Source organism: Paenibacillus sp. FSL H8-0079, from assembly GCF_037991315.1.
Classification (GTDB): domain Bacteria; phylum Bacillota; class Bacilli; order Paenibacillales; family Paenibacillaceae; genus Paenibacillus.
The window spans coordinates 4,349,661-4,375,013 of sequence record NZ_CP150300.1 but is presented as its reverse complement, the minus strand read 5'-3'; the positions used below and the strand labels follow the sequence as shown (position 1 = coordinate 4,375,013).

At 43.6% G+C, this 25,353-nt stretch carries 24 protein-coding genes and 1 pseudogene; 22 read left to right on the top strand and 3 right to left on the bottom strand.

Annotated features, from left to right (window positions below; translation table 11 throughout):
- Positions 1-7: 7 nt before the first annotated feature.
- The 4 genes from MHI06_RS19570 (at position 8) to MHI06_RS19555 (ending at position 4,839) form a co-directional block, all read left to right on the top strand.
- A complete protein-coding gene (locus MHI06_RS19570) occupies positions 8-1,408 on the top strand; it encodes a glycosyltransferase (protein WP_174806433.1) in 1,401 nt (466 codons plus the stop codon).
- Positions 1,409-1,644: 236 nt separating this feature from the next.
- The gene (locus MHI06_RS19565; protein WP_340398821.1) at positions 1,645-2,448 is read left to right on the top strand and encodes a response regulator; all 804 of its coding nucleotides are present in this window, start codon (positions 1,645-1,647) and stop codon (positions 2,446-2,448) included.
- Positions 2,449-2,539: 91 nt separating this feature from the next.
- Positions 2,540-3,907, top strand: coding sequence for a nucleotide sugar dehydrogenase (locus MHI06_RS19560; protein WP_340398820.1), 1,368 nt, complete (start codon positions 2,540-2,542; stop codon positions 3,905-3,907).
- An 8-nt stretch (positions 3,908-3,915) separates the two neighbouring features.
- Positions 3,916-4,839 carry a hypothetical protein gene (locus tag MHI06_RS19555; protein ID WP_340398819.1) on the top strand — a complete coding sequence of 308 codons (924 nt, stop codon included), beginning with the start codon at positions 3,916-3,918 and terminating at the stop codon, positions 4,837-4,839.
- A gap of 248 nt (positions 4,840-5,087) precedes the next feature.
- Here the strand turns inward: MHI06_RS19555 and MHI06_RS19550 are convergent, their stop codons facing one another.
- A complete protein-coding gene (locus MHI06_RS19550) occupies positions 5,088-5,960 on the bottom strand; it encodes an AraC family transcriptional regulator (protein WP_340398818.1) in 873 nt (290 codons plus the stop codon).
- A gap of 502 nt (positions 5,961-6,462) precedes the next feature.
- Here MHI06_RS19550 and MHI06_RS19545 point away from each other — a divergent pair.
- The 6 genes from MHI06_RS19545 to MHI06_RS19520 all read left to right on the top strand — a co-directional run bounded on the left by MHI06_RS19545 (position 6,463) and on the right by MHI06_RS19520 (position 13,375).
- Positions 6,463-7,647, top strand: a complete 1,185-nt coding sequence (locus tag MHI06_RS19545) for an LLM class flavin-dependent oxidoreductase (protein ID WP_340402152.1) — start codon at positions 6,463-6,465, stop codon at positions 7,645-7,647.
- A 214-nt stretch (positions 7,648-7,861) separates the two neighbouring features.
- On the top strand, positions 7,862-9,136 hold the full coding sequence (locus MHI06_RS19540) for an extracellular solute-binding protein (protein WP_340398817.1): 1,275 nt from the start codon (positions 7,862-7,864) through the stop codon (positions 9,134-9,136).
- Between the two features lie 3 nt (positions 9,137-9,139).
- Positions 9,140-10,012, top strand: a complete 873-nt coding sequence (locus tag MHI06_RS19535; protein ID WP_017687487.1) for a sugar ABC transporter permease — start codon at positions 9,140-9,142, stop codon at positions 10,010-10,012.
- A 49-nt stretch (positions 10,013-10,061) separates the two neighbouring features.
- A complete protein-coding gene (locus MHI06_RS19530; protein WP_340398816.1) occupies positions 10,062-10,877 on the top strand; it encodes a carbohydrate ABC transporter permease in 816 nt (271 codons plus the stop codon).
- A gap of 113 nt (positions 10,878-10,990) precedes the next feature.
- Positions 10,991-12,208, top strand: coding sequence for an MFS transporter (locus MHI06_RS19525; protein ID WP_017687489.1), 1,218 nt, complete (start codon positions 10,991-10,993; stop codon positions 12,206-12,208).
- 279 nt (positions 12,209-12,487) lie between these two features.
- The gene (locus MHI06_RS19520; RefSeq protein WP_340398815.1) at positions 12,488-13,375 is read left to right on the top strand and encodes a cell wall hydrolase; all 888 of its coding nucleotides are present in this window, start codon (positions 12,488-12,490) and stop codon (positions 13,373-13,375) included.
- 158 nt (positions 13,376-13,533) lie between these two features.
- Here MHI06_RS19520 and MHI06_RS19515 read toward each other — a convergent pair whose 3' ends face one another.
- Complete coding sequence (locus MHI06_RS19515; RefSeq protein WP_340398814.1) at positions 13,534-14,298, bottom strand: hypothetical protein; 765 nt, start codon at positions 14,296-14,298, stop codon at positions 13,534-13,536.
- Between the two features lie 434 nt (positions 14,299-14,732).
- Here MHI06_RS19515 and MHI06_RS19510 point away from each other — a divergent pair, with 434 nt between their 5' ends.
- From MHI06_RS19510 to yaaA, 8 genes are all read left to right on the top strand, one after another.
- Positions 14,733-15,215 (top strand): hypothetical protein, encoded by a 483-nt coding sequence (locus MHI06_RS19510; RefSeq protein ID WP_340398813.1) that lies wholly within the window; start codon positions 14,733-14,735, stop codon positions 15,213-15,215.
- A gap of 94 nt (positions 15,216-15,309) precedes the next feature.
- A complete protein-coding gene (locus tag MHI06_RS19505; protein ID WP_340398812.1) occupies positions 15,310-15,639 on the top strand; it encodes a hypothetical protein in 330 nt (109 codons plus the stop codon).
- 42 nt (positions 15,640-15,681) lie between these two features.
- Complete coding sequence (locus tag MHI06_RS19500; RefSeq protein WP_340398811.1) at positions 15,682-16,452, top strand: hypothetical protein; 771 nt, start codon at positions 15,682-15,684, stop codon at positions 16,450-16,452.
- 105 nt (positions 16,453-16,557) lie between these two features.
- Entirely contained in the window at positions 16,558-16,974 is a 417-nt protein-coding gene (locus MHI06_RS19495; protein WP_340398810.1) for a hypothetical protein, read from the top strand.
- 8 nt (positions 16,975-16,982) lie between these two features.
- Positions 16,983-17,357, top strand: coding sequence for a hypothetical protein (locus MHI06_RS19490; RefSeq protein ID WP_340398809.1), 375 nt, complete (start codon positions 16,983-16,985; stop codon positions 17,355-17,357).
- Positions 17,358-17,475: 118 nt separating this feature from the next.
- Entirely contained in the window at positions 17,476-17,877 is a 402-nt protein-coding gene (locus tag MHI06_RS19485; protein WP_340398808.1) for a DUF4279 domain-containing protein, read from the top strand.
- Positions 17,878-18,343: 466 nt separating this feature from the next.
- Positions 18,344-19,222, top strand: coding sequence for a prohibitin family protein (locus MHI06_RS19480; RefSeq protein ID WP_084174706.1), 879 nt, complete (start codon positions 18,344-18,346; stop codon positions 19,220-19,222).
- Between the two features lie 211 nt (positions 19,223-19,433).
- Positions 19,434-20,189: a peroxide stress protein YaaA gene (gene yaaA, locus MHI06_RS19475; RefSeq protein ID WP_340398807.1), complete on the top strand. Its 756-nt coding sequence runs from the start codon at positions 19,434-19,436 to the stop codon at positions 20,187-20,189.
- 154 nt (positions 20,190-20,343) lie between these two features.
- On the opposite strand, the pseudogene MHI06_RS19470 reads toward yaaA, so the two are convergent.
- Positions 20,344-21,694: pseudogene (locus tag MHI06_RS19470) on the bottom strand (transposase).
- A gap of 189 nt (positions 21,695-21,883) precedes the next feature.
- Between MHI06_RS19470 and MHI06_RS19465 the strand changes: the two are divergent.
- The 4 genes from MHI06_RS19465 (at position 21,884) to MHI06_RS19450 (ending at position 25,258) form a co-directional block, all read left to right on the top strand.
- Positions 21,884-22,432 carry an RNA 2'-phosphotransferase gene (locus MHI06_RS19465; RefSeq protein ID WP_076333294.1) on the top strand — a complete coding sequence of 183 codons (549 nt, stop codon included), beginning with the start codon at positions 21,884-21,886 and terminating at the stop codon, positions 22,430-22,432.
- A gap of 522 nt (positions 22,433-22,954) precedes the next feature.
- The gene (locus MHI06_RS19460; RefSeq protein ID WP_340398806.1) at positions 22,955-24,163 is read left to right on the top strand and encodes a WXG100 family type VII secretion target; all 1,209 of its coding nucleotides are present in this window, start codon (positions 22,955-22,957) and stop codon (positions 24,161-24,163) included.
- A gap of 4 nt (positions 24,164-24,167) precedes the next feature.
- Positions 24,168-24,497: a hypothetical protein gene (locus MHI06_RS19455; protein WP_340398805.1), complete on the top strand. Its 330-nt coding sequence runs from the start codon at positions 24,168-24,170 to the stop codon at positions 24,495-24,497.
- A 272-nt stretch (positions 24,498-24,769) separates the two neighbouring features.
- On the top strand, positions 24,770-25,258 hold the full coding sequence (locus MHI06_RS19450; RefSeq protein ID WP_340398804.1) for a hypothetical protein: 489 nt from the start codon (positions 24,770-24,772) through the stop codon (positions 25,256-25,258).
- Positions 25,259-25,353 lie beyond the last annotated feature (95 nt).

Below are 25,353 nucleotides of genomic sequence, written 5' to 3'. Positions count from 1 at the left end.
CTACGGCATGGTCGCAATCTACTATGTTGTTTTTGTAAATACGCTCTATTTTTCCATTCTGGCCTTATCGTTTCGTAATATCTGGACGATCTTCCGGCGGTCGCATTATTCCAAATACAATACATTGTCAGGCTCGGAACTGGTGCCTTCGGTTTCTCTGCTGGTACCGGCATACAACGAGGAACTGACGATTATTGAGAATGTGAACTGCCTGATGACGCTGAATTATCCAACGTATGAAGTCATTGTTGTGAATGATGGCTCCAGTGATGCGACACTGAATATCCTGTTGGAAGAATATCGTCTGAAGCCAGTACCCAATACGAAGATTCGGGGCAAGATCGCCTGTCAGAAAATTCGTGGGATCTACCATAACCCGGAGTTCCCGGATCTGTATGTCATTGATAAGGAAAACGGCGGTAAGGCCGATTCCCTCAATGCCGGGATTAACCTGTCCCATTATCCGTTGATCTCTTCCATTGATGCCGATTCGTTGCTGGAGAAGGATGCCCTGATCCGCATGGCACGCATGTATATGGAGAATCCGGAAGAGACGGTAGCCATCGGTGGAGATGTAAGGATCGCCAATGGCTGCAAAATTGAAAACGGGGCAGTGCAAGATGTATCGCTGCCACGCAAGATCTGGCCCATGTTCCAGTCGATTGAATATCTCAAAGCCTTCCTGGGTGGACGGATTGGCTGGAGTCACATGAACGGTCTGATCATTGTCTCCGGTGCCTTCGGCATGTTCCGTAAGGACGCTGTTATCGCCGTAGGTGGATACCGGGATGGTTATCCTGGGGAAGACATGAACATCATCATCAAACTTCACCGTTACATGCTGGAAAACAAATTGAAGTACCGCATTGCCTTCTGTCCTGAGGCCGTATGCTGGACACAAGCACCGGATTCCTACCGGATTTTGTCCAGTCAGCGCAAGCGATGGGGCCGTGGGAATCTGAAGAACATGATCGAGAATCGCGGCATGTTGTTCAATCCAAAATATAAAGTTATGGGTATGGTGACCATGCCATATAACGTTCTTTTTGAAGCATTGAACCCGTATTTCCGGATTACCGGACTTCTGGCTCTCGCCGGATATGTGCTTCTGGATATGACGCAATGGCCGATTCTGGTTCTGTTCGGACTATTGAACTTCGTGAGTGGTTATCTGCTGAGTGTAGGCGCACTTGTCCTGGAGGAGATTGCTTTCAAACGTTATAACAAACTCTCCGATCTGGTCAAAATGCTGGTCTACTCCGCGCTGAAATTCGTCGGCTACCATCAGCTGGGCGTACTGTGGAGATTGCAGGGACATGTGCAGTTCATGCAAAACAACAACTCATGGGGTACCATGACACGCCAAAGCTGGTCCGAGGATGAGAAGAAAACAAGCGAAGCTGCTTGAGTAAAGAATAATCAAAGCAATTATATGTCCAACTAGACATTTACACGATAACGGAGAGGGCAGAAAAAGCCTGAAGAAGCGAAGCGTTCGCCTTTATTCCGGATTTCCCCTTGTATAAAGGAATCAAAAAATCTGGGGATAACAGTGATCGAAAGGCTGTTCTGTCATCGGAGTGTAAGTGTAAATAATATTTTTTGGACTTATATAGATAATCGAGGAGAAGGGTGGAAAAGAACATGCCAAATACGGCGACATTGCAGCGTGAGGCTGCCGTTAATGTGTACCGAAGTGTAGAACAGGGATTGAAGGAAACGGGTGCCGAAACATGCGGCTTAATGTTCATCCATTGTGCAGGAAACTCTCAACCTGAGCAGCAGGTCAGGACACATCTGGAGCAAACAAGTGAGTCTGCCTTCCAGGTGTGGAAGGATGGGGCTACCCAAGCGATTGCCGTCCTGCTACCAGGTTTGTCATTGGATGAAGTTCATTATGAAGGACTTCGGATCAAACATGAGTTGCAAGAGACTGTACCCGGTGCCGATCCACAGATTACACTGGCCAGTTTCCCGGAAGGGGAGCGCCCTTCGAAGGCAACTATTCAGCATATGGCTGAATCCTCGAAGCTCGTAGATTCGGCGGAGATTCATATCTACACGCTGGACAATACGGCGGACGAGCCGGAACGAATTTTGATTGTGGATAACGATCCGACGGTACGCGAATTCCTGCAATTGCGGTTGAAGATGCAGGGATACGAAACCTATGAAGCCGTCGATGGACTGGCTGCACTGGAGTTGATCGAGAAAGTCACACCAGACCTGGTGCTCACGGAGCTGAATCTGTATGGCATCGACGGTCTGCCGTTCATCCATCATATCCAGAACCTGGAGATGGAGCAGCCGCCGAAAATTGTCGTGTTGACCGAGCAACGTGTCGAGCAGACGATCAGTCAATGCTTCCGCAGCGGCGTGGATGATTACATGACCAAACCGTTCTCACCTGTAGAACTGGATGCCCGAATCAGACGCTGCCTGCATTAGAAGATAGATTAGAGCAACATTTAGAGCACAGACACTCATCTATTTATATGGATTTTAAGCACCACCAAATACACTGCCCGGAGGGAATATCATGGAGAATCAACAATTCCACACATTACTGAATGCGATTGAAAATAAAGAAGCTGTACTCGGCGTTGTCGGGCTCGGTTACGTAGGACTTCCACTTGCCGTGGAAATGGTCAATCAAGGTTTCACGGTAATCGGAATTGATCTGGATGCGTCCAAAGTAGAAAGTATCTATCAAGGAGATTCCTATATTCACGATATTTCGTCCGAAGAGTTGAAAAAAGTAATGCAAAGCGGTCGTTTCCAGCCAACGACAGATTACAGTATGCTGCGTGTGATCGATGCACTCAGTATCTGCGTACCGACACCGCTTAGTGAGAATCAGGACCCGGATACATCTTACATCGAGACCGTTGTGGATCAGATCAAACTGCATATGAAACCAGGCATGCTGATTACCTTGGAGAGCACCACTTATCCGGGTACTACCGAAGAACTGATCCAGCAGCAGCTGGACAAGATCGGACAAGAAGCAGGTAAAGACTATTTCCTCTGCTTCTCACCTGAACGTGTGGACCCGTCGAACGGACGTTTCACAACATTTAATACGCCGAAAGTAATCGGGGGCACAACTGAAGCTTGCTTGAAGCTCGGAACAGCGCTATATAGCAAATATGTAGAAACCGTAGTACCGGTATCTTCGCCGAAAGTGGCTGAGATGTCCAAACTGCTGGAGAACACATTCCGCAGTGTGAACATTGCCTTTGTAAATGAAATGGCGATGATGTGTGACCGTATGGGTATCGATATCTGGGAAGTTATTGACGCGGCGGCGACGAAACCATTTGGTTTCATGCCATTCTATCCAGGCCCAGGCATCGGTGGACACTGCATCCCGCTTGATCCGATGTACCTGTCATGGAAGGCCAAAGGCTTCCGTTTCTATAGCAAATTCATTGAGCTGGCGCAATCCACCAATGACAACATGCCATATTATGTATTGAACAAAACGTCAACGATTCTGAACGAATACGCTAAATCCGTACGTAAATCCAATATTCTGCTCCTTGGCATGTCGTACAAGCCTAATATTGCCGACCTGCGTGAATCACCAGGACTGGAAGTATATGAACTGTTCAAGGAAAGTGGAGCTAACGTTAGCTACTACGATCCACATGCGGATTCCTTCCAGGATAAACATGGCGAGACCGTACACAGCGAAGCGTTCAATCTGGAGCAGTTCAAGAAGTACGATTGCATCGTGCTGATCACCAACCACAGCGATTTGCCTTACTTTGATATTGCCGAGATGGGTGTACCGATTCTGGATACACGTAATGCATTCCGTTCATACACACATCCGCATATCTACAAGATTGGTCACTCGGTACAGCATCCTGTGCTTGAGCCAAGTGAAGCGTTGCTCGTCTGAGGAAATATATGAGGCAACGGGGCAAACTGGTGGGTATGGTGAAATGGGCCATTCTGGCTGTGGTGTTGTGCCTGCTGCTTCTGTCCTGGATGTTCAAATGGTTCTCGGCGGAGGAGCATAAAGCGACCTGGCTGTGGGACGCGTCCATTATTGCGGAGCAGACGCCTGAGATTATTGCCTTTTCCAAAGAACAGGGCGTGGATACCATCTTCCTGCAAATTCAGGATGAGGTGCCTGACGCAACATACCGCAAATTCATTGCGGCTGCCCGACAGGCTGAGATTGAAGTGCATGGACTTAACGGTCATGCAGACTGGGCCTATGAGGAGAAGCGGGATGAAGGACTTGCTTTTATCGAGCGAGTACGAGCATACAATGCGGCTTCGGCCAAGAATGAACGCTTCCAAGGCATTCAACTGGATGTGGAGCCATATCAGCTGAAGCGCTGGGAGAACGAGGAGAGCAGCGTCATTGCAGAGTGGCAGAACAACATGAAGGCCTGGACAAAAGCCGGAGAGGATGCCGGACTGTACATGAGCGCGGCCATTCCGTTCTGGCTAGATGCCCGTCAGTCGGCTGAAGGTGAGGGTACATTCAGTCGCTGGGTGATCTCCAACTTCGATGCAGTGGCGATCATGGCTTACCGGGATAGTGGGCAGCAGATGTATGATCTGTCCAAGGAAGAACTGGACGAAGCGGATGAGCTCGGCAAGAAAGTCTGGATCGGAGCGGAACTCGCGGATACACACGAGGGGGATCACCTGACCTTTTTCCGTAAACCGGTTAGCAATATGAATGAAGAGATGGCGAAGGTGTTCGATCTCGGTTCCTCTCATTCTTCTTTTGCAGGTGTGGCTGTGCATCATTATGAAGCATGGTATGCCAAAGAGAACGGAATTCCGCTTGCGCGTAAGGATAAGGAGAAAGAATAGCGTTAGGTCAACGTAAAAAAGTTCCTGATTCTTGGTACGTGCGTCAAGAATATAGTATAGAAAGAAGGCAAGTCCCGGGTTAAAGGGGCTTGCCTTCTTTGGTGGTGGGTTTTGTAATGGGTTTTGCAGCACTATGATATGCAGGATATGAAGATCAGGAGTCCATTGCTATTTGGTAGACGCGGTATCGTACACAAGGCATGGTACACGAGACTGAGTTATAGGCTGGGGAGCGAAAGGTCGCTCCCTCAATCTTTCGTGCTCTCCGCTGTACGATAGCGATTGGGAGGTAGCCCAACTTGCTTTTTGAACGCTTTGGAGAAGGAGAACAAGTCCGGGTAACCTACGGAATGAGCCACTTCAGTTAAGCTTAGCGGCGTCTGCACGAGCAGACGTTTGGCTTGGGTCATTTTCAATTGCTGGATATATTGCACGGGAGACAGACCATAGGCTTTGCGGAACTGTTTGGCAAAATGGGTTCGATCTACACCCGCATGAGCGGACACACCTTCCACAGAGATGCCGCCTGCAAAATGAATGTCCATGTATTCCTTGCCTTTCTGAAGCCAAGGCGTGGCTGAATCCGGTTGCAATCCTTTGGTCGCAGGGGAACGGGCAATCCGGTCAAATAGGCTTAGAAACCGGGTGAGTCTTCCCAGATCGCTGGCTCCATCCTGAGGTTTGCGAACATCCTCCATGAACGAGCGCATGGCGCTTGCAGTCTCCGGAGTAAGTACACCTGAACGATACGGTGAGTCGGGTGTAAGTCCAATTCGAGACAGCAGTTCGGCTGCATATGTACCGTCAAAGGCAATAAATATTTTCTGCAACGTGTCCTCCGGGTCCGTCCAGTACTCATGAGTAACATGCGGAAATAGACAGAACGCATCCCTGGCTCGAAGGGCGTGACGCTGTCCGTTCTGTATGAATGTACCTTCCCCCTCCAGCACAAATAGCAAATAATGATAAGGTGTGGTACGAGGGCCAATATGATAGTTGGTCTTGGCTACGTTGCGGCCAATGCGAATCGGCCAGGCGCCACCAGCTTTCTCGAATTCAGATGGAGTGAAGAAAATAATATCCAAAAACTCATGGTGGTCCTCCTTCATGCTCTCGGTCATCAGGAACACCTCTTTATTGTATAAGTATCGTTAAAAGTTTTATTTATAACCTATTATACAGGTGGGTTTTATACATATTCAAGATCAGGAAGACCTAAATCTGAGAAAAGACCACAAAATGACAAAATAAAATTGCCGCGAAATGACATTGATCACAGACAAATCAATTGATATGATGTCCATACCTATTAAACCAAGTTAATTAATCGGCATTTGGATGAGTACTTTGAAAAGGAATTAGAAATTAGGCACACTTTAAAAATAAGTTTTAAACGAGTGCAAACGTAGTGGAGGGGACGAAATCGATTCTGAAGAAACGTAGTGTTCACCTTTATCTCCGGATTTTCCCTTAGAAAAGGGAATCAAAAAATCTGGAGATAACAGTGATCGTAAGAACGATTCGTAACCGGAACGGCGGAGTGGCAGAACAGTGATCTTATTTTTAACATGAGACTTTATTTATTCATAGAAGGGATTGACTTTTGTGAGCGAACAGGAAGACATGAAGTTTGGATGGTTTTTGCCTACAGCAGGGGATGGTAAGTATGTAGGGGTTGCCCCAGAGCGGGAGCCGAGTCTGGATTATCTCGTCGATGTGGCACAGACGGCGGAGAAGGCAGGATTCGAATTTGTACTGATTCCGACAGGGGGAGCCTGTCTGGACGCGTGGGTGGTTGGCTCGGCTGTGATGAGTCATACGAAGACATTGCGTCCCCTTGTCGCCATTCGCCCGGGTTTGGTTACACCCGTACTCGCTGCACGAATGGGAGCGGCACTGGATCAGCTCTCTGGTGGTCGCGCCATGATCAATGTGGTGACAGGCAGTTCCGTTCGAGATCTGGAGGAACTCGGTGATCCACTGGCACATGCGCATGATGAGCGGTATGTGCGGGCGAGCGAGTATATGGAAGTCATGAAGCGTTCATGGACTCAATCGACGGGACTGAATCTGACGGAGTTTGCTGGAAGCGGTTCAAAATCTAGTGCAGATGCACCCAGCGATCCCAATCCTGAATTCAACGGGCAGTATTACAATTTCAAAGGACCGGTAGGCATGCCGGAGACGGTGCAAAATCCGCATCCACCATTCTATCTGGGAGGAAGTTCACCGATTGCCAAGAAGGTCGCTGTTGAACATGCAGATACGTTCCTCATGTGGGGCGAGCCTCATGACTGGATTCAGGAGCAGATCGAAGAGATCGAGGTCATCCGTCAGCAGGTGAAAGAGGAAACGGGACAAGATCGTCAGCTCCGTTACGGCATGCGTGCTCAGGTACTCATTCGGGATACCGAAGAAGAAGCATGGGCAGCAGCTTGGGAGATTATTAGCAAAGTACCACCAGAAGCGATCGAGAAAGCCAAAGCCGCTTTTGCCGAGACGGATGCAACCAACCAACGCAGACAGAACGAGCTACGGGAACTGTCCGAGAAGCAGCAGTTTGTCGTAGGTCCCAACCTGTGGACAGGCTTGTCCGTTGTGCGTTCCGGCGGTGCGATCCTCATTGTAGGTACAGCCGAACAGGTCGCAGAGCGCTTGATGGAATATGGAGATCTGGGTGTTACAACCTTCATTCTGTCCGGTTACCCGCATCTGGAAGAAGCCGAAATCTTCGGCCGGACCGTGATGCCCATCATTCGCGAGAAATGGAAAACAAGACAGAAGCAGCATCAAGTTACTACTAACTAAGTAAGTTCAACTAATTTTTTTATACGAAAACGGAGAGGACAGAAATAACGTGAAGAAGCGAAGCGTTCGCCTTTATCCCCGGATTTTTCCTTTTATAAAAAGGAATCAAATAAATCTGGGGATAACAGCGATCGGAAGGTTATTCTGTCATCGGAGTGGTCAGTATAAACATTCTTTAGTTAAAATATCAAGCATCCTCAGGAGGTCGTCTTTCATGAAAAAAAATAAAAAATTAATCCTGCCGCTCGTCAGTATGCTGGTGATGTCCATCCTGCTGTCGGCTTGCGGCGGCGGGGATAACGCGTCATCTGGAGAGAACGGTTCCTCGGGTTCAGGCAAAGTTACGATCAGCTTCATGCACTGGCGTGGAGAAGATTCCGAAGCACTCAACAAGACTATTGACGCATTTGAAAAAGAAAACCCGAACATCAACGTGGAGATGCAGACGTTGCCCTCCGATCAATACCAGTCCACCGTTCAATCCAAAATCAGTGACGGTTCGGTAGGGGATGTATTTGCTTCCTTCCCGGGTGCACAGTTCGAAGCTTTCACCAAAGCCGGCTTGTTCACGGATCTGACCGGATCATCATTCCTGTCGGCCTACAATTCGAAGCTGATTGAATCAGGACAGCATGATGGCAAGCAATATGCGATCCCGTACCAACTCGTATATAACGATCCCATCTATAACGTAAAACTGTTTGAACAATACGGCTTGACGCCGCCGACCGATTGGGAAGGCTTCCTGGCACTTTGCCAGAAGCTGAAAGACAATGGCATCATTCCGATTGCCTTTGCCGGAGCGGACATTGGCCCAGGGCAATTCATGAATACGATGGTGATGAACAATGCACCGAGTGACGACATTTTTACCAAAGTAGAAGCTGGCGAAGCCAAACTGACGGATGAGTTTTGGGTGAAAACGTTGACTCAAATCAAGGAACTGAACGATAAAGGTTACTTCCAACAGGATGCACTGGGTACGAAGGACCCTGCGGCGGGCGCACTGTTTATTCAAGAGAAAGCAGCGATGCTGGCAAGTGGATCGTATCAATTGGCTCAGAACAAGCAGCAGAATCCGAACCTGGAGCAAAAACTGCTTGCACCGATTACAGTAAGTGCAAATCAAGCGAAGTATGAAGGGGTGCATACCACCACATTCATGCTCGCGGTGAACAGCAAATCGAAACATCCGGAAGAAGCGAAGAAGTTCCTCGAATTCCTGAGCAATCCGGAAGTGGCGAGCGAGTATGCCAACCAGACGGGACAGAATGTAACGGTGAATGATGTGAAGTACGATACGCCTGAGCTTCAGGTAGCGGGAGAATGGGCGAGCAAAAAGACCGTGTTCCAGCCACGGTTCACCATCCTGAACGGAGACAATCAAAAAGCAGTGACTAACTCCATTCAGGCTGTGCTAAGCGGAACTTCTCCAGAAGAAGCAGCACAGCAGGCACAAGCGATCATTGATCAGCATATTGGGAAATAAACGATGAAAAACCGTCTTCAGCTATCCCTGTTTCTGATCCCCGGGTTGCTGCTGTACGTTGGATTGTTCGTATTTCCTACATTGACGGGGCTGTTCTATTCCTTTACGGACTGGGATGGGGTATCCCCGTCGTATGCATTTGTAGGGCTGGATAATTACAAGGACAGTCTCAGCAGCATCGTATTCCGCAAAGCCTTTGGTAACAACGTGGAGTTCATGTTAACGGTTGTTATTGCACAAACCTTTATTTCACTTGTCCTGGCTCTGCTCTTGGTACGTAATACCAAGACACGCATTGTGCTTCGGGCATTGTATTTCCTGCCTGCGATTCTGTCCTCCGTATCGGTTGGACTGATCTGGGCATTCATGTATGATCCATCCATTGGATTGATCAACTATGGACTGAATGAAGCAGGGATGAGCAGCATCGCTCGTAACTGGATTGGTGATCCCAAGATCGCCATCTATTCCATCGCTGCGGTACAGGTATGGGCACATGCTGGGCAGATGATGATCGTATTCATCGCAGGTCTGCAAGGCATTCCGGCAGAACTGTATGAGGCGGCTCGTATGGACGGCGGCAGCAAATGGCAGGTATTCCGTACCGTGACCTGGCCACTGCTAGCACCTTCGGCAACAATTGTTGTGGCCTATACGACCATTCAATCGTTCAAGGCATTTGACCTCATTTTCACAATGACGGACGGAGGCCCGAACTACGCAACTGAAATTTTGACAACATATATCTATCATACCGCCTTTGGCAGCTATTCATTTGGTCTGGCTTCTGCCGGTTCCATGATCTTCCTGGTGTTGCTCGCGCTCTTGACGCTGTTGCAGTTCAAGGCACTGCGTGCCGACCGGGTAAGCTATTGAGGTTGATGCTGGGGCATTCATCCTGCAACCGAGGCAGAAGGGAGTTCACATGTTTTTAAAATGGTTCAATCGCCTGATCTTATTGGTGTACGCGCTGCTGATTCTGGTGCCGCTGTACTTTGTATTTGTATCCTCGTTCAAAACAAGCAGCAACTTCTTCACCAGTCCATTCAGCTGGCCGGACCCGTTTACGTGGGATAACATCACGGGCATGTTTCGCAATCAGCCGATGTGGCAATATTTCGGGAACAGTCTGGTCGTGACGCTCGGCACGGTTGCCATTGAGTTATTGCTGAGCAGCATGATTGCTTACGCCATTGTCCGCTGGGGCGGTAGTGTAGGTGAAATCGTGTTTGCTCTGTTCGTAGCCGGTCTGATCGTTCCATCCCAAGTGAGTATGCTGCCGATCTATTCCCTCACGCGTACGCTCGGGTGGTCGGACAGTCTCACGGGATTGATTGTCGTATCCGCTGCGATGCTGATGCCTGTCTCTGTATTTATGTTGACAGGCTTCATGCGCATGCTCAATTCGGAGATTCTGGAAGCGGGCAGTATGGATGGGGCCAGCGAGTGGAGGCTCTATACGCGGATTGCACTGCCACTGGCTGCACCTTCGCTGGCGGCAACGGCTACGTTCCTGCTCGTCATGGTCTGGAATGACTTGCTTATTCCGATGCTGATGCTCAGCAGTAAGTCCAAGCTCACTTTACCTCTCGCGCTTATGCAGTTCCGCGGGGAATACGTGACGAACTATCCGATGATGCTTACGGGTGTGCTGGTAACGGCCATTCCGATGATTGCGTTGTTCCTTCTGCTCCAGCGTTACTTTGTTGCAGGTCTGACAGCGGGTTCACTCAAGGGGTAAGGTATCGCAGAAATCGGAAGGAAAAGCTTATTTTGCATTGATTTCTGGAGCATTCTGCATAATAATGATTTAGTGTCAGAATGACTACATAGAGATCAAGGGAGCTATAAGTGATGAGCAAACTGGAAGTATTGCGGAATCCCAAGCAGCGCAAGCTGCTGTTCAGTGCCGGCATGAGCTGGCTGTTTGATGCGATGGAAGTTGGTATGATCTCCTTTATCGTGGCTGCACTCGCCAAGGAATGGAGTCTCAGTCCCGGACAAGTCGGTGTGCTTACGAGTATTAACTCGATTGGTATGGCGCTCGGTGCTTTGCTTGCAGGTGCACTTGCGGACCGTTTTGGACGAAAGGCCATTCTGATGTGGACCTTGCTAATCTTTACGATTGCAAGTGGTCTGTCTGCACTTGCGACCGGATTTGCCGTATTGTGTGCACTGCGTCTGGTTGCTGGTATTGGACTTGGCGGCGAGTTGCCCGTGGCATCCACACTGGTATCGGAGTCGATGCCTACAGCGGAACGTGGACGTGCCGTTGTATTATTGGAAAGTTTCTGGGCAGGGGGCTGGATTGTATCAGCACTCATTGCGAACTTTGTTATCCCGGAGTACGGATGGAGAATTGCTTTTGCCATTGGTGCACTTCCGGCGTTCTATGCACTGTATCTGCGTCGTGCCATTCAGGACCCGCCGCGGTACAAGAATCACACCAAACTTCATAAGATCACGTTCCGCGAGAAAGTGGCTACCGTCTGGTCAGCACCACATCGCCGTACAACGTTGATGCTCTGGATTTTGTGGTTTACCGTCATTTTCTCCTATTATGGTATGTTCCTGTGGTTGCCTTCGGTTGTGATGGCGAAAGGATTTACAATGGTCAAAAGCTTCCAATACGTGCTGATCATGACGATCGCACAGTTGCCAGGTTACTTCACCGCGGCGTACTTCATTGAACGTTACGGTCGCAAGTTCGTACTTGTTGTGTACCTCACATTGACTGCATTCAGTGCGATTGCGTTTGGACTGGCAACAACGGAAGCGACAATCCTGACCGCAGGAATCTGTCTTTCCTTCTTCAATCTGGGAGCCTGGGGTGGTCTGTACGCCTACAGCCCGGAATTGTATCCGACTTCCGTTCGTTCGACAGGTGTGGGTCTAGCTACATCGGTTGGCCGGATCGGTGGCGTACTTGCTCCATTAATGGTCGGTATGTTGGTTCAGCGCGAAGTGGCGATCAGCCTGATTTTCACGATTTTCTTCGTGACAATCCTCATTGGTGCAGCGGCTGTACTGTTCTGGGGCCGGGAAACGAAGGGTCAGGAACTGGCCGAGTAATTGTCAATAAATTCAGGCGCAACTTTTGTACGGGTCTGCCAGCCTACGAAAATGGCGGGGTGGACAAGCGGTATATGGTTGATACAAGAAGGGGCATGACCATGGTGTGACCATGGGCTCATGCCTCTTTTTGCTATGTTCAGCGTCTTTTTTTCACTGCGTCATCGGTCCGATAGACTTCACTTTTTCTATATCCTATAATGACACTCGGGATGTCCAACCGTGAGGATTCAGGAGGAAGATGTGGGATCTGGATTCAGAAAAGTGGAGGTTAATGGAATGATGAAGAATAATATTGGAATGGATCAAACGAATGAAATGGATGAAAAGAATAGGATAAGTGAATTAGATAGCGTGAGTGAGATGAAAGAGATGAACGTGGTTAGCCATATGAACAGTAATGAACGGACTACAGTTGATAGCACAAATGAGGGGCTGGATCTATTAACGTTTGCTGACACCATGGAACCTATCACTGTCAGTCGGAAAGTCACTCATGGAAAGGGGGACACGGCTGGCAAAAGAGCAGGGCGGGTCAGCATGCTTCTCGGTGCCTGTGCGTTGACGCTGGGATTGACCGTGGCAGCTCCTTCTGCGGGAGCACAGAAGCTGGAACAGGGCGTTCGTAGCGAGCATGTACTGCAATTGCAGGAGCAATTAAGCGATCTGGGGTACTTTGACGCCGGAATGACTGGATATTATGGTTCGATTACCAAAGGTGCTGTACGAGAGTTCCAGCAGGCGCAGGGACTAAGTGCAGATGGAGTTGCAGGTCCGGCGACACTGAACAGGCTGAATAAAAAGGCCAAAGCCGAAGGCGAGACGTTACGCCAGTTGGCGAAGCTGATCCATGGTGAAGCGCGCGGAGAATCTTTTGAAGGGCAAGTCGCTGTAGGAGCGGTTGTGTTGAATCGGGTACATTCGAGTGAATTCCCGTCGTCTATTTCGAAGGTCATTTTCCAGAAAGGGCAGTTCACGGCTATAGATGATGGGCAGTTTAATACCAAGCCAACCCAGACTTCTTACAGGGCTGCTCGTAAGGCATTGAATGGCGCTGATCCGACGAACGGAGCGCTCTATTATTACAATCCGAAGATTGCCACGTCGGTGTGGAGTAAGAGCAGGCCGACGCTGCTGACCATTGGGCAGCATGATTTTACACGTTAAATTAGGTAGAGGAATTAAGAAAAATAATTGTAAATATTAAATTACCCCCGGCTGTGCGCTGCTGAATGCAGAAGCATCGCCGGGGTTTGTTTATTTGAGGGAAACTGCTGAATATTACTTGTTTGAAAAATGGGCTGAAACGTGGGTGGACACTACTCTTAAAAGTTAAAAGGAATGTTCAACGAAGTGGGCTCTACAATGGTTTTTCCAGTGTCGTAGTCATAGATTTTATTGAACACAAGTTCAATGGATTCCAGCTCATTTGGGTCATCGGTATATACCAAACCGTAATTCGTATTATCAATAACTACGCCATCATACTGATTATAGACATATGATTTTCTCATAAAATTGTGATCTGCGGAGATCGGCTTTCCCGTGTTTGGATGAACGGAGTTTAAACCGTAAAAACCGATATTCTGATCCGTAGTATTTTCAACAGTGTAGAGAATATTAATATAAGTGATCTTGGAACCGATATCTTCTCGATTTAGAATGGAAATGTTTTTCTGTGAATCCTCAGGAATGTCACTGGCCTCTAATAATTGGGCATGAACAATATGAATGGTTAGTGGGCCACGTTCAAAACGTGTATTCAGAGGCACAGACTTTAGTAATTTCAGATTCCCGCCATAATCAAATATTCCTGTCTCTCCAGGTTTTGATAGTATCGGTGACACAACACTTTCAAATAGCTTTTTCTGAAGGTTGCTGGCGGCCTGCTCGAATTGATCGAGTTCTGGTTCCCATCCATTATAATTGCGTTCGGACCGGAAAGGTTCTAAACCCGTTTCCATGATTTGTTCAGGAGAAGCATCCATAGGCTGAATTTGGTTGATTTCTAGTTGTGTAGAAGTGGCATAATTTGAGCTGCCTGAGCTGCCCAGAAGTGCGATAGCGAGCAGTAGTTGAACAATAAACATAGGATGAGACACCCTTTCTCTCTAAGAATAAAATTAAATAAGATCATCAACCCACCTAGTTGTTATCTGAAAATAATATGACCTGATATGGTATTGGTGGAATAGATTTACGGTCAAAGTAATAATAATCATAGCAAAATGGAGTATTGAGATAATGAGAATAACGACCTAACTTCAGGTAATAGAAGATTGACGAGTGGATATAGTGATTTAGATATAAGGACCCATGCGACAAAGTGAGGATTTCTGTTCGGTAAGGACCAGGGTCGGTTATGAGTGGATACATAGAACCATTTTAGAAGAATAACAATGAAATTTATCGGAGGAACAGATTGAACAGATTCTACAGGCTGGATCGCTTGTGTTAGAATATAGGAATTATGGAAGTTGGAGGATTTAAGTGGGAATACATAATTAGTTAAGGAGTGTCATATTTGAGAAAAGGATTATTTATAGGTTTATTATTGATTACAGCAATCATTCTGGTGTTTGTTATAATGAAAGATCCGGTTCCCGTAGAAACTAGCAGGCATGTAAAATCTGTTGAACTAAAAGGTAATGTGTGCTTAGTTACCGTCAATAACCCTCAAAAGTCTACAGAGAGTACTCAAACAGAACAGTTCGAAAGTCAGTCATGCACAAATTTAAAAGAAGGAGATGCAATAAGCTACCAATTTCTAAATCAAGGTAAGTATCTACACATCGTTTCAATTAATAAAGAACTAACAAGAGATCCTCTGTCTGGCTCAATAACTAAGAAGTTTGAGGAGGGTAGAAATATGTATATCTCCGTTGAATTACCTGGTGTAGGGGAAGAAATCTTCTTAATAGATAAATCGGACTGGAGAACAGTCAACATTAAATCGGATATTACTTTTTACTTGGATATTTGGGGACTTCCTATTCATTTAATTTAGGTCTATTGTTCAACCGATACATATCTGAAGATTAACCTGTTGCTGAAAGAAGGTATACGACTACACAAAATGATAAAAAGGAAGTTTAGAAAACATGGATAAAAGTACATTACTTGAACTCTCAAAGAAATTAGATTGTCAGTATGAAATAGGGATATGGTCCGAAACAATGGATTTTATGGAACGCCAAGAAAACGTTGAGAGTTTCTCTTTGTTTTTTAAAGAAGAACAATATAATTTGAGGATTCAACTAAGAGAACTCAATAGAGTGACTACTAAAGAGATTTTCAATTCTTTAGTTCAATTTCTCCAATATAATTCAACGTTTTATGTAAGGGAAGATCACCTAGATGCTATACACTATTATTTTCTTTCTTCAACAGATGCTTACAAAGCATTCATATTTCATGTTGTTATCAACTAATATTGTAAAGATTAATATTACTTGAACTGGGGATGAGAAAGGATGAAACAATGGATGATTCTTATAATAGCACTTATATTATTAATTTCTTGTAGCACGAATGCTGAGGTGGACCCTGATAAAGAAAAAAGTAGTAATGATTTGAGTAGTGAAACAATGTACCATGTTGAAAGTGATAAATATTCCAATAATAATATTAATATAGTGTATCCAAAGATAGTTGATTTTCCTAATAATAAATATGTAGAGAATATTAATGTATTGATTCGAGAAGAAGCTAAGAGAATAATTAATCTATATCCACAAGAGAAAGATAACCTAGATATCAATTATCGAATTATGCTAAAAAGTAACGAATTAATAAGTATTAAATACTACGGTTCAGGATTTACTGAAGGAGCAGCCTATCCTTTGAATGTTTTTTACACATCGAATATTGATCTGAATAAAAGAACAAGAGTTAAATTAATGGATTTAATTGAGATTAACGAATCTTTCGTAAAAGAGTTTAAGGAGGGGAAATACAAAAGTTATGATGGAAATTTAGATTTGTTTGATCATGGAGTCAATGAAGAAATCTTGAGCGGATATAATAATGAAGATTTACTAAATTATCTTAAACACTCAGATGAAGTGGATCAATTAAATGAATCAGGAACATTTAGCTATATTACTCCAGATTCTATTGGAATAAGTATTTCAGTTCCACATGCGCTTGGCGATCATTTAGAAATGGAAATTAGTTTTTCGAATTTGATTAATAACATTAAAGAGGAAAATAAATTAATGTTGCAAAGTATAGGTGAGGAATAGAAAGAATATATAATTCTTACTACATGGGGAATATGTTAAGGGACAAAATGTGGTCCTTTCCAAGTCGCTAATCATAAATTTTAAGATAAGTAAGGTGTTCAAATTATGATAATAAAATGTATCAATAAAGAAGGCAGTACTCTTGCAGAGAGAGCAGGATATCCTAAAGACTACACATCACTTTCACTTGTGATAGATAAGGAATATGTCGTATATTCAATGGCTGTGTGGGATAACTACCTCTATTATTTAATTAAACCCGATCATGAAGAGCCTGATTTGAATATTGATCCAGTGTGGTATCCCTATGAATGGTTTGAAATACTGGATCATACGATTCCTAAGATGTGGAGTTTTAGCCATAGTGCTCCAAGCGATGAAAATGACCTTTCATTAATATGGGGGTATAAGGAAATTGTAATAGATGATGAGCACGAACAAGGAATTATGGAGAGAAACAAGAAAGATTTAGAAATATTCTATAAGCGAAAGATGGAAATGGATAAAGAAATGGAAGGATAAGGTGTGTTATGTGTAAAAGTGCAATAACGAAAGTGTTTTTAGACATGTTTCCTGAATTTGAAGCAGCGTATCAAGAACACATTTTAGATTATGACACAGAATTAGCGCATGTTTTTTTCGGTGATAACGTCAATGGAGAGATAATTAAGCAATTAGATCAAGCTCAACTCAACAGTGCAGTTGATAGATATTTTGTGTTTTTTGAGAAAGTCGCAAAAGAAGGAGACCTATACAGTAGGCAAGTATTAACAACAACCATTTTAGCAAGAATCGGTGATGATCTGAATATATATAAAGAAGCACAGAAATATATGGGTGAACAGACCAAAAAACTTTCGGATGAAATTGAATTGTTTATCGGGAGAAATCATCTTACGAGATAAACCATATTTGTGTTAGAAGATACTCATTATTATTACTTTACTATCAATTGAAAATTTAATAATTGAATAATATCAAGTGGTTTCTGTTATATGAATATGAATAAGTTGGGAGATCTTAATGGAAAAAACGAATATCATGGCTGAATTTATCATTACAGGAGATCATTTCGAAACAAAGTTAATCACAGAACAGATTGGAATCGAACCATCAGGAACCTATATAAAAGGAGAAAAGATTGATGATAGAGATTTGTATCGAAAGGAAACCTGTTGGTTCTTGGAGACGGACTATCAGGAATCTTTTGATATCAATCAGCAATTGAACCACATACTCATTCTTTTGGAGCCACATATTGAAAAGTTGAAAACCTTGAGAACGAAGCATAATTTGAATTTTTTGTTTAGCTTCTCGATCAGGATTATGGATAATGAGACCCCTGCGATTACTATCGAGCAAAAGGCAATCGGTATAGCCTATGACTTGAACGCAGAGTTTGATTTAGATTTGTATATTCTATAGAAATATGAATAAGCCTTTTTTTCAAATACATACGTATAAAAAAGTGTCATATTATATCATTTGTATACACCTACAGAGAAGAGCAATGGGTACAACTTACTCCTGATCCATAATTACCAGATGAATGGATGATCACTTTCTTAATAGGAATAACCGTGTACTGGACGTCCCTCACTCACCATTTTCTTCACTACTTAACCTAATAGTAGTTCAAATACTGGATATCAACTGAAACCTAATACGAATTTACAAAGTATATATAAAGGAGGATATAATTAGTTACCATTTATAAATTTGTACTCGGTTACATCCATAGAGGGGAGGACGAATATGCCATTTATTGGGGGAATCATTTTAATTTTTATCCTAGCATTTATTCTATGGTCATTAATGTTCCCGCTATTCAATAAAATAGGTAATAGAATTTTGAAGAAATACAATAAATTCAAACAAGAGGAGAATGTAGATGAAAAATTCAAAGACGTTTAGAGTAGGGGCAATTGCGGTTGCATTAGTTATTATTGTGGGCGTGTTATTGGTGACTTTCTTTTTAACACGAATTCCTAATGGATATGTTGGGGTCGTTTATTCACCAAATGGAGGCGTAAAAGATAGCACACTGAGTCAAGGGTGGAAACTCGTTGGAGCGTTTGATAAAGTGACGAAATATCCGATCCGAATTCAAACGGTTGAATACAGAGATATTCAGATTGCTACTTCTGACGGGAAAAACATCACAATCGATTTTGCCTACAACTACCAAGTAGAACCAAGTAAAGTATCTTCTATCTTTAATACATTTGGGCCAATTAGCATTCAAGAAATTGAGGATACATATCTCAAAACACGTTTCCGTGACGCAGCTCGTAAGGGGATTTCCAAGTTTACAGTCATTGATGTTTATGGTGAAAAGTCATCCGAAGCAGGAGTAGACGTGCAACAACGTTTTTCTGACGATGTTAAAGAGCTAGGCTTCATTGTATCCAACGTTACCGTAGGTGTTCCTCAACCTGACGCTAAGACTCAGGAAGCAATCGATAAGCGTGTCGAAGCTTCTCAAGAACTGGAACGTAAAACGACTGAACTTGAGATCGCCAAAAAAGAAGCAGATCGTAAGCGCGTGGAAGCGCAAGGTAATGCAGACAAACTATTGATTGAAGCAGAAGGTCAAGCTAAAGCAAATAAAGAGCTTCAACAATCCTTATCGAGTCAACTCGTTGAATATGAAACCATCAAGAAATGGGATGGAGCCCTTCCATATGTGAGTGGGTCAAATACGCCAATGATTCAATTGCCGACTACAAAAACAGAGCAAAATAGCGGCGCGGGTAGCGTATCTCCCTAATAGCGGTTTGAAATGCACGCCTTGCTTTCTCACCAATTGAATGTGTTGAATTCTAATGAACAAGCCGGTCCAATTGTGGGCTGACTTGTTCATTTTTGAGTCTTTCAAAGGCACGATTAGGGATTTAGTTAAGCCTTGACATTGGATTCACCTAGCCAATCCTGTACAATGAATAACGACAATAACAACGGTAGATTAAGGATGGATCAGCATGATGAGAATTATCATATCACCCGCGAAAAAGATGAAGATCGATACCGATCTTATGGCTATCGCGCAGATGCCGCATTTTATTAATGAGTCAGAACAGCTATTAAGTCTGCTTCAAAAGTTATCCTATGACGAGCTCAAAACGTTGTGGAAGTGTAACGATGCAATCGCCGAACAGAACGTGGAGCGGATTCGGAATATGAATATAAAGGCAAATCTTACACCAGCCATCTATGCCTATGAGGGTATTCAGTATCAGTATATGGCTCCGGGTGTTTTTCAAAATGAGGAATTAGAGTATCTTCAGCAGCATTTACGCATATTATCCGGTTTTTATGGCATGTTGCGGCCTTTAGATGGGGTTACACCTTATCGATTGGAGATGCAGGGCAAGCTACAAGGCCCAGGTTTCAAATCGCTCTATCAATTCTGGGGCAGCAAATTGGCAGATCAGCTTCAAGCGGACAGCAACTGTATTCTGAATCTGGCTTCCAAAGAGTATAGCAAAAACATCACTCCTTTTCTGAATGAGGAGACACGTTTTATCACTTGTGTATTTGGACAAATGGTTGATGGGAAGCTTGTGGAAAAGGCAACCCGAGCTAAAATGGCTAGGGGTGAGATGGTACGGTATATGGCAGAGCGTAAGATTACAGATGTGAAGGATATTAAGGGATTTGATCGGTTAGAGTTTGTTTTCTCAGAAGAAAAGTCGGATGAGAGTAATTATGTGTTTATATATTTAGAGGAGAAATAGTCAATTTCGTCTTATTGTACTATAGAAGGAGAACTGCTCTCCAACTTCACTCAAAAGTCGCCAATCGGCGGCTTTTTTTATCTCTGGCAAAAGATGCAATTCATAACGATATCGTCGTTCTTACAAAAAATATTATATAATATAAATAACTAACTCAACTTTCGCAGCTCAAATCTCCAAACAAACCCTTGATATAGCTAGGTAAACCGGAGATCCATTCCTGTAGTTGACAAAAACAGCTGTTTTGTTCTCTTTTGTTTTTGCTTGAGACATTTCGAGAAATAAACTCATGAGCTGTTGAAGCGCAGACTGGTAGTCCAAATCGCGGACCTCATCGGCAAAGAGAAAGAAGAGTCCACCTAGTGTTCGTTCATCACTCGATTGACGCCGTTCGTATTCCATTGCCAAATATCTGCTGAATACAATCGTCGTATGACTGATTAGCCCGTCAAAGGAACGCCCTTGAAATTCGGTTCCCAATTTCAAATAGCTTTTGGTAACTTTGAAAAAGGTCTCTATACTCCAGCGCATGCCATAAATTCTTACCATTTCAGCAGCATCTAGCGTCACATCGGTACTTAAAATGGCAAGCCATTCTCTTTTTTTATTCCGGTTGCGAACAAAAACGAGCTTAACGGGTAGCCCACAAGCCGTTTGTACGATGATGGAGCCTTTAATGTCTTTTGCCTTCGAAGCAGGAAGGCTTTTAAACACTTCACGTAGCATCATTCGCTTGCCTTGCATTAGATAGCGTTGTTTCATTTCTTTCACCATGCCAATCACTGGAAGCCCTTTGACGGCAAGCTCACGAAGTAGTGGAGCTTGCGTAAACCAGCTATCCTAAGCACATAGTCGGCGGTGAACCCTGCACGTAAAGCGCGTTCCAGTAAAGCTACGACCGCATCCGGCTTGCGAGAAAAGGCCTCCATCCGGCGTTTATAGCCATGACTTCGTTTGGACAGATTCGAAGCCATTTCACACAACCGATTCGTGATTTTGGCAGAAGAAAGCATGACAAAATCAAGTGGAGCAAAGCTAAAACCGTCCGACCAGCCCAAGGTTAGCATGGTGTAGCCTTTAATGAATTTTCCGGTGGAATGGTCAAAAACACGTGCCAACAACTCTGCTTTTTTGCTCCGGTTCCGGCTCAAAACGGAATCGTCGATAATGAATACGCGTACGCGCTGCGAGGAAATAAGCGATTCAAAATGACGCACGATGCGAAGACTCAGGGTTTGCAAAAAGCGCCGCCAAGCAAAAGAAGTTTGATTTAAAAAACGGTAAATAACATCTTTGCCAGGAAGATCTGCTGCGCGGTCGCTTTCCAGAAGGCGAAACCAGTTCTTTCCTTCGAAGACCAAAGAGAAAATGATTTGAAAAATGGCTAGACTTGAAAGACCGAATGATTTAGAAATCCCTACTTGTCGCAAGGTTTTTCCGATGTGAAGATTGACAAAAAGTTTGGAAAAGCGAGACTGTTCAGACAGAGAATGTTGTTGTAACATAGAGTTACGCACCTTTCTTGTTGGCATGGTTGGTCGCACTTCCATGATACCAAACAAGTGAGGTGTTTTTTGTCAATGCGAGTAAACTTACTGAATTCTTCTTACGCACTCAAGGGTTTAAGTCATTTTTCCAGGTGCGAAAGTTGAGTAACTAAATAATAAATTTAATTTACATAGGGAGGGAACTCCATGAAGAAGCAAACCGAAGATGTGAAGCTAAGTAAAATCATGTCCAAAATGCTACGTCATAAGCCAGAGGAATCAGGGCTTGATTTAGAACTAACAGATGGTTCTTGCACTATAGCAAGTTTTTTAAAAATCATTCAAAGTTTACCGGGCTGGACTGGAGTCAAGCTCACTGATATAGAGCGAGTCGTTCGCAATTCAGATAAGCAGCGTTTTGAAATCAATAACGGCAGAATTAGAGCTAGATATGGACATAGCTATCAAAAAATAGAATATAATGCTGGTAACCCACCAGATATTTTATATCATGGGACGAATCAGCAGGCTTTACCTTTTATTATGACGGACGGCTTAGATCCTGTAGGTAGACAATATGTACATTTATCCCAGAGTACAGATTTTGCAGCATTAGCAGGCAGTCGCAGAGGTGAATTAGTAATTCTCACAATTGATACGGTCAAAGCAAGAGCAGAAGGAATTCCTTTTTATTATGCAGGTAATGAAGTGTGGCTTGCGGAGTGGATTCCTTGGGATTTATGTATGATAAAATAATAAAATATATAATATAGAAATTAATGTGAATCAAGTCATCACTAATTATCATCAACTAATTCGCTTGTGTTTTTGGACAAATGGTTGATCGGAAGCTTGTTGAAAAGGCAACCCGGGCCAAGGTGCCAGAGGTGAGATGGTACGATATATGGCAGAGCGGAAAATTACAGATGTGAAGGATATCAGAAATTTTGTTCGGTTAGGTTTTGTTTTTTTAGAAGAGAAGTCGGATGAGAGTAATTATGTATTTATATATTCAGAGGAGAAATAGGGAAAATTTCAACTTTGCTATAAAAAAAAGTGCTAGTTAGCAAGCCAGCTCAGCTTATGGGCTGGTTTTTGTTTTGATATTGTATTTCAGTATCTTTCACAGAGTTGAGAAGTGAGTTAGGACCGTAGTATGAAACAATAACATATTGTGAGTGGGTTCATGAAGTGAAATCAGGAGGTTAGCCGGATATAGTTACCATACAACTTCTGCTAACATAGTCTTATCATATTTCAGATGAGCGGTGAAAATGTATGAGTACAATTAAAGTTACCCCAGAGCAACTACATCACGTGTCGAATCAGGTGGATCAGGCCAGACAACAGATGGAGAGTATACGGGGGAATCTGACAAGACAGATCATGTTTATTCAGACATTGTGGATGGGGGCAACGCAGGAGCGATTTTTCTATGAGTTTGAACGGTCACGCCCTATACTGGATAAAGCGCTGGAGAGTATGGTGAAGACCTCCAAGGAATTGAAGGATATTGCTACGCGTTTTGAGAATACAGATGCTGAGCAGGTGAGTCTGGTCGGTGCTATTGGGGCCGCGGGTGCGGCAGCGATGATGAGAAATTCGGTAAGTAACACAGGCTCGAATGATAAGGGCTATCGAATGGCACAAGTTAATATGTTTGGAAAGTTAATGTGGATGCCTGTCAATAAGGAGGGTGTTGCGGATCAGGCTGCTCTTCAGGCTTATCAGAGGGATCAGGGGCATCTGGATATCAATCGCATGCAAGCTGTGAATGTAGAACCCCCTGGGGAAGATATCTATGCGATGCAGATCAAGGCGTTTGAGATGGGCATTCATCCGATGACAGGCGAACCTGTATCCGATAAGTATGCTCAGATGATGCTAACTTCACTAAAGTTCAGCCAGCTATTCATGGCATTTCAGATGGTTCGTGGGAGTATGCCGGGTGGCAAAGGGCCGTTTCGCTTACCTTCTTCTCATCCAGCTGTGGCCAAGATTAAAAAGAATTTGGAAGCGGCTGAAGCAAGGAAAGCAAGTAATATTAAGGGGACGGGTGATATTTCAGGGATTAAGAGTGCAAAAGAGGTTGAAATTATTAATAAAAGGGGAGAATCTCTTGGTGAATTTGATGAAATTGATTTGAAAAAAGGGGTCTTCTATGAAGATAAGTCTGCCCAAGGTCTTAATAAAGTTAATCCTAAAACAGGACTACCTGCACAAACACCACAAGAATTCGCGGACAAACAAATATTTACCAAAACGCGAAATCGGATTTTCGCTCTAGAGAACGCCACATCGACAAGAACAACTGTGCATGGGTCGCAGGAAATACCGGCACTTCAAGAAATAAAAGGTATTAAAGAGTTCGTTTTTAGACTAGACGGTGATACACCTAAATTGAGGCAAGCTGTTAACAAAAGCATTAATAAACTAAAAGAAGAGTTTCCAGACTACAAATTTAGTGCTACTTTTGGAGGTGAATAAGTGCATGTCAATCAGTGCTGTAATATATGAACCACAAAATGATTTTGAACAGAGTTTCTTTGTTCCCATTGCTACAGAATCGTTTTTTAAAGAATGTTGGCAACCTGCGATTGAAGCACTAGGGTTACAATGGACAGACCTTTTTTCATCAGGTGTTGATGTAGAGGAGGAAGATGTACCGTCAATTATTGAGGAACTAATTCAAATCAAAGATTGGGCGGTAAAAAACTTAACTGAGGAAAAAAGGGATAAAATGTTCGAAAGAATAACAATTCTTCAAAATAAATTGCCCCTAGCATTTCAGCGCAAAGATGCTGTTGTTTTTATAGGATAGATAGGTTATTAGTCATGTTACAGTTTGATGGGACTACCCAGTGCAGAGTGAATCCATCATTCAATCAATAACATAAGATCTGTATAAAGACTTAATCAATTGAGTTGTACACAGGAAAAGGCTTTGGGTGCATCCCTAATTAATGTTACTCTGTTACATCGAACAGGTCGATTATGGTTAGATATCACTATGATTGATCTGTTTTTTTGTTACCTTGGTTCTTCTGCGTTTTTTAAGAAATGACTTGGACACAACTGATTGGAGATATCAACATGATTAAATATAGGTATACAATCGAATATAAAGAAGATTTCAACGAAGTTATCGTGGAATTAGGCATCGATTCATCGTTAAAGAATGGTTATCTGATTAGCAATTCTTTGGGATCGGATATATTTGGAGACTTCGCCACGATCCAGGAAGAGATCGGAAACTTAATCGAATTACTGAAAGGGGAAATAACGTTATACGAAGGTGGAGGGAATGTGAACTTAATAAGATCTGACCAGTCTTTTACAACTTTTGAAGATATCTTTGCAGAAGAAGATGAAGAGGACAGTACATGTGAAATTGAGACGTTAGAATATGTAAAGATACTATTGTTATGGGCAAAAGAGAACTTTCAGTATAAAAGCCAGCGAGGCGTTATCTTGAAAGAAGAAGGGCAAGTAGCATTAGAGTGGTTAAACGAAAAATATATTGAGGTTTTAGTTTTGGGTCAAAAGATCGAGCGTATCAACAATTTGAAATTGATTGAATGAATGGTATGAACAATAGATCTGTAATATTTTGCGGAGAAAAGTGAAACTTTTCATTGCTCAAAAGTTACTGCAGTATAGCGAATTCGGAAAAACGT